Source organism: Desulfocucumis palustris (assembly GCF_002933875.1).
In the GTDB taxonomy this organism is placed as follows: Bacteria; Bacillota; Desulfotomaculia; order Desulfotomaculales; family Desulfocucumaceae; genus Desulfocucumis; species Desulfocucumis palustris.
Genome location: NZ_BFAV01000115.1, coordinates 1 through 3,721, shown reverse-complemented (window position 1 = coordinate 3,721; position 3,721 = coordinate 1). Strand labels below are relative to the sequence as shown.

At 49.6% G+C, this 3,721-nt stretch carries 4 protein-coding genes; all 4 read left to right on the top strand.

Features of this window, described 5'->3' with window-relative positions:
• Positions 1 to 79 precede the first annotated feature (79 nt).
• Positions 80 to 859 (top strand): helix-turn-helix domain-containing protein, encoded by a 780-nt coding sequence (locus DCCM_RS08795; protein ID WP_104372041.1) that lies wholly within the window; start codon positions 80 to 82, stop codon positions 857 to 859.
• 121 nt (positions 860 to 980) lie between these two features.
• Positions 981 to 2,372 carry a DDE-type integrase/transposase/recombinase gene (locus DCCM_RS08790; protein ID WP_104372040.1) on the top strand — a complete coding sequence of 464 codons (1,392 nt, stop codon included), beginning with the start codon at positions 981 to 983 and terminating at the stop codon, positions 2,370 to 2,372.
• The gene (locus tag DCCM_RS08785) at positions 2,365 to 3,165 is read left to right on the top strand and encodes an ExeA family protein (protein WP_104372039.1); all 801 of its coding nucleotides are present in this window, start codon (positions 2,365 to 2,367) and stop codon (positions 3,163 to 3,165) included. The genes DCCM_RS08790 and DCCM_RS08785 overlap by 8 nt, the downstream gene beginning before the upstream one ends.
• A 19-nt stretch (positions 3,166 to 3,184) precedes the next feature.
• Positions 3,185 to 3,484 (top strand): hypothetical protein, encoded by a 300-nt coding sequence (locus DCCM_RS08780; protein ID WP_231702713.1) that lies wholly within the window; start codon positions 3,185 to 3,187, stop codon positions 3,482 to 3,484.
• Positions 3,485 to 3,721 lie beyond the last annotated feature (237 nt).

The following is a 3,721-nucleotide window of genomic DNA, read 5'->3' as shown; positions in this document are numbered from 1 at the left end:
TGTGACTGCTTACGGAAACTGGCGATAAAGGAAACAGCGCCATTGCCGGTAACCAATATTTAATTGAGAAGTAGGAAATATGGCAATCGGAGCAGAAAAGCCATCTCTTGATAATGCTATCAAGGAGATGGCTTCTTCATCATTTAACGGCATAGGGAGTATGGAGTTTGGCAGCCCTCTCCCTATGCCCCACAAGATGATGGCTAGAAGCCACCACTGCAAGATGAGAATAACAATTTACTGCCCTGATGTCCAGAGATATCTTGAAAATCCAGAAAGTTTTCTCCCCGATAGACCTATATGCATTAACAATCCTACCCATAGGCCATATTGGAATGCGAGCTGGGAACGTAATCTGTGTCTTGATCATGTTCATGTAACTGGGATCTTTCTATTCAACGCCTACTGTGAAGAATGCCATGAGACAATCAGCTATTGGCCGGAATTTGTTTTGCCCTACCAAAGAGAACCTCTGGAAACCCATGAACAGGTGGTGATCGAGCACCTGCAAGGAATTAGCATAAGAGAGAATGCAGCCAGGATCGGCTACGATCCACGAACTGTATCCCGGTGGATAAAACTGATCTTTACCCAGGCTCCAGCACTCATCGGCCAGGTCGTCCGGCGTATCCTAATTTTTATTGGGACAGAGATATTACCGTTATCCCCGGTGGTGGCCGGGGAGGCCACGATGCTCCTTTTGGCCTGGTTACGTAACTATGCCGAATGGATTAGCTATTCTCGCCTGCACCGGCTGATGGGCCTGTGCAATTTGCTCGGCAAGGGGAACTGGGATCTGTGGGGTGCTCCGCTGGGGAAAGCCAGATCCAGGATGAAAGAAGCACGGGCACCCGGCTAATGCTCTTCCTGGCGGGGAGACTTCCCACAAACCATGGTGCTCGCCAAACATCCTGACTTGCTCCATGATGGGATTTAGAGGGAAAACCCATCAAAATCAGTGAGTCAGGAGGTATGAGTTAATGAAAGAACCATCTGATGACAGGCGCTTCCGGGTAGCCCTGCAGCGATACGAGGTGATTGCCCCGCTGTTGAATCGTCCTCTACCTCGCGGTGCCCAGAAGTTAATTCTTAAGGAGTTGACCAGGCAAGGGCACCTTGATGCAGAGGGTCGTCATGTCACTCTGGGAAAGCGCACGATCGAAAGGTACCTTAGCAACTACCTGAAATTCGGCTTGGAGGGCCTAAAGCCACAGGTTCGCCCAGAGCAGGGAGCATTGAAAGCCTTTCCGCAGGAGGCCCTTGATGAAGCTGTGAAGCTGCGCCTCGCCCGCCCGGAGCTATCGGCGGATTCCATTATTGAGGAACTACGGTCAGCACAGATACCAGGAGCGTGGCAGATGAGTGTCGGTACGCTAAACCGCCACCTGCGCCGTTTGGGTAAAGATCGCCCAACTTTGAAACGTATAGTACGTAAGCGCTACCGCCTGCTGAGCATTGAGGGTGCCCATGTCCTTTGGATTTGCGACGTCTGGGACGGGCCGTATCTCCATGACGAAAAAAATGGCAAGAAACGGCGCCTGCGTCTGGTTGCAATACTCGACGCATATACCCGTTACATTGTGCATGCTGAGTTCTATTTCAACGAAAACCGGCCCTGTCTGGAGGATGCCCTGCTTAAAGCGATTTTGAAGTTTCAGCTGCCCGAGATTTTTTATGCGGATAATGCCCGGATATTTCGCTCCCACCACCTGAAACGTATTGCAGCAGAGTTGGGCTTTGCCGTTAAACACAGCAAAGCGGGGCATCCCCAGGGGCGCGGGCGCATAGAACGCTGGTTTAGGACTGTTGCCGAAAAGTTTGAGCCATTACTCAAAGCTCAGATCAGCTCCGGTAAGATTACCACACTAATGGAGGTTAACACCTTCCTCACCGCCTGGGTAGAAAAACGCTACCACTGCCGCCGTCACAGCACCCTGAAAATGACTCCCCGGGACGCTTTGGATAATGCGAAGGCCAATCACCTGGATATGTCCCGTTATGTTGATCCTGCCACTGTGCACGAAGCTTTTTTATGGCGCGAAACCCGTGAGGTCAGCTCGCTTGGAGCGGTAAAAATTTACAATAACCTCTATGAAGTAGATGAAACCCTGCTTGGTAAGAGCGTGGAACTCCGCTTTAACCCTTACGATTTAAGGCGCATCCTGGTGTACTATGAGGGTGCTTTCCGTGGCGAGGCCCGCTCCTACCAGTTGAAGAACTTTACAGAAAAACGTGTATCTGAGCGTCGGGCAGACAGCCATCAAGCTCTGACAAATGCTATGCAGGCCATTATTCAGGAACACAAAGATGGTGTTAAAGAGCGCTGTGGACTGTCTTTCGCCAAGGCCCTGGGGGTGCAGCCTAATGAATAGCACTTACTTCTCTTTTACCCGGGAGCCTTTCTCCCGGGAATTAGCCCCTACGGAAGTGTTCATATCCAAGGGGCACCATGAACTTTTAGCCAGGCTAAAGCACACCGTCGAGACAGGTTCTTTGGCTGTGATTACAGGACAGGCCGGTTCCGGCAAGTCTACAGCCATTCGGTCCGTGATGCATTCCCTGGAGGCATCACGTTACCGTCACATTTACATAGCTAGTTCTGATCTGACGCCGGGGGAGTTCTACAAGAGCCTGCTCTACCATGTCAATGTCCAGCCTGGGCGAGGTTCCTCCCAAAACAAGCGCTTGGTCTCGCAGGCAATGCTGGAGTTGCATCAGAAAGGGATCAAGCCGGCAATATTAATAGATGAAGCTCAAGAACTCCCGATACCTATGCTGAGCGAACTACGGTTCGTGCTCAACTACCAGGCTGATTCATTTTCGCCCCTGACAGTTATACTCGCAGGTCAACCCCAACTGGCCGAAACACTGCGTCTTCAGGTGTTGGAATGTATTCGCCAAAGGATTAACGTACATTATCGTTTGCCGTGCTTGGATGAAGAGGAAATTCCCGCTTACATCCTGCACCACTTAAAAATTGCTGGACTGGACAAGCAAATCTTTACAGACGATGCCATCAAATTAATCTACCAGTTTTCCAAAGGCATTCCGCGCCGGATTAACAACATCTGCCGCTATGCGCTTGTTGCGGCAATAGTGGCTGACAGTCCGGCAGTTGACGCAGATGCGGTGCAAAAAGGTCTGGAAGACGATAACTGGATTTAGAAACGGGGAGGTATCCGGTATGCCTGAACAATCAATGCACTCCAATAGGGACTGGGCAGGCAGGTCAAAATTGGAGGAATTCTTTATTGCCACCGGTTTCTACGATTTATTGCCTATGGCTTTAGAAATGGCCGAGAATCTGGGGTATGATCAAAACGAAATTATTGAAGCTATCTGTAAAGTGCATGATAAGTTCGACCGTTATCCACCGAGCAAAAACAGACTCGCTTGGTTTAAGAAGGTTTTCGAAGAAAAACTGAGTGAGGCCAGGGGGGATATCTTCACTTACAAGGCCCAAAAGAAGTACTACAGTAGGTAGCAGTTAATTTAAAGAAAGCACCGTAAGGACTGACTGACCTTTTTTTAGTTTAAAACGGCATTTTACACTTGATTAAAGTCCCAATGCCAATGGCGCTGACTTCTGAAAAGTTGAAGCTATCGCCATTGGCATTGGTTTTAAATATGAAGGCCTATCGCCATTGACGTTAATTCCAAGGCCATTGCTAAACGTCATTGGCGGGTATTAGTTTACCGCCAGGGAGCGCAAACCGCTACA

Coding starts and splice junctions, on each gene's coding strand:
- DCCM_RS08795 (WP_104372041.1), top strand. CDS start 80: ATGGCAATCGGAGCAGAAAAGCCATCTCTTGATAATGCTATCAAGGAG.
- DCCM_RS08785 (WP_104372039.1), top strand. CDS start 2,365: ATGAATAGCACTTACTTCTCTTTTACCCGGGAGCCTTTCTCCCGGGAA.
- DCCM_RS08790 (WP_104372040.1), top strand. CDS start 981: ATGAAAGAACCATCTGATGACAGGCGCTTCCGGGTAGCCCTGCAGCGA.
- DCCM_RS08780 (WP_231702713.1), top strand. CDS start 3,185: ATGCCTGAACAATCAATGCACTCCAATAGGGACTGGGCAGGCAGGTCA.